Annotated in this window: 2 protein-coding genes; both read right to left on the bottom strand. The window is 41.3% G+C overall.

Annotation, left to right across the window (positions count from 1 at the left end):
* Nucleotides 1–90 precede the first annotated feature (90 nt).
* Nucleotides 91–1,122, bottom strand: a complete 1,032-nt coding sequence (locus tag JFC07_RS13000) for an NERD domain-containing protein (protein WP_198329221.1) — start codon at nt 1,120–1,122, stop codon at nt 91–93.
* A 30-nt stretch (nt 1,123–1,152) separates the two neighbouring features.
* A partial coding sequence (locus JFC07_RS13005) for a zinc ribbon domain-containing protein (protein ID WP_198329222.1) occupies nt 1,153–1,280 on the bottom strand: 128 nt, incomplete at its 5' end.

The following is a 1,280-nucleotide window of genomic DNA, read 5'->3' on the forward strand; positions in this document are numbered from 1 at the left end:
ATAATTTGCTTAAACAGCCACAAAGAATTCGGTCGTTAACTGCTCGTGCTTGGGCACAACTTTAATTGTTGGGTTTGGTATAACTATCACCTAATTAATATTAACCACACCGCGACACTTAGGAAATTGACTGCAACCAAAAAAGGTCTGACCTTGCTGCTGGCCTTTTTTTGCAACGCGCTTGACCATCTCACCATTACACTTCGGACAAGCGGGAGTATTATCAGAAACGATTGACGCTTCAACTGACTCGATAATAGAAGCCTCCCTAGTAGCAGCTTTCTCAATCTTCGGCTCTGACTCCAAAACCTCAAATGGGGTAATAAAGACATTATCATCATTATTTAGTTGAGAGATAGGCAGCATATTGCTAGAAGAGACAATCGGTACATCGACCGCTTCAACTTCCGTTTGCCCAGACCATCGCAGCACCTCTCTGCTTTGAAGAGTGGTTCTTTTAAGAGGTTGTTTTACTATTAACTCAGACGCAGGTTGATTCGCTGATGTAGTAACTGACTGAACATTTGGTTTATCACTAGGTTGCTTATTTGACGGACTATGCTTTTCTTTTAAATAGGCTTTATGCGCTCTGTTAGTACGCCAAGACTTGCTAAATCGATTGCTTTCAATTTGCTCAACGATGGCTTTAACCTCTTCATCGGTAAGCATTTTATCTTGTTTTTTCTTAATATAAGATGCCATGCCGCTCGTCAATACATGCTCAGGTAGTTCATCGCGAGTTTTAAGCTCACACTCGCCGATAAAGGCAATCATCGAATGGAAATAACTCATCTCCAGTTCTAATAAATCAGACAGCGTTTTTATATGCAAATAATTTTGCCGCAATGGATTTTGAAATTTATACTTGCGACCCATAATGACTTGCGTCCACTGTCTTTGCTTCTCATTACCAAAAATCCAGCCTTTATAGTTTTTGGTTTCGATGACAAAGATGCCATACCTAGAGACGATAACATGGTCAATTTGGGTACTACCACCATCTGCTAATGGCAGAGTGATATTGTTTAGGCGATGATAAATATCTTTATCAAGTTTTAGCCACATAGCTACATTGATGACGATCTCGCCGACGATACCTTTAAAGCTGGACATCAAAGACATGGTTTTCTACTATTTGACTTCCTCCCCTCTCTAAAGTGAGGGGATTCCTACTACTAGACGCTCAGGCCCGAGCGCGAGAATATTTTTTGCCGCATTAATATCGCGGTCATGAGTGACACCGCACTCGCAAAGCCATTCTCTTATTCCAAGACCCGTCC

The organism is Psychrobacter faecalis, assembly GCF_016107575.1.
Classification (GTDB): Bacteria; Pseudomonadota; Gammaproteobacteria; order Pseudomonadales; family Moraxellaceae; genus Psychrobacter; species Psychrobacter faecalis.

Excerpts from the sequence above, each read along its gene's own strand:
- JFC07_RS13000 (WP_198329221.1), bottom strand. The coding sequence starts at position 1,122 with ATGTCTTTGATGTCCAGCTTTAAAGGTATCGTCGGCGAGATCGTCATC.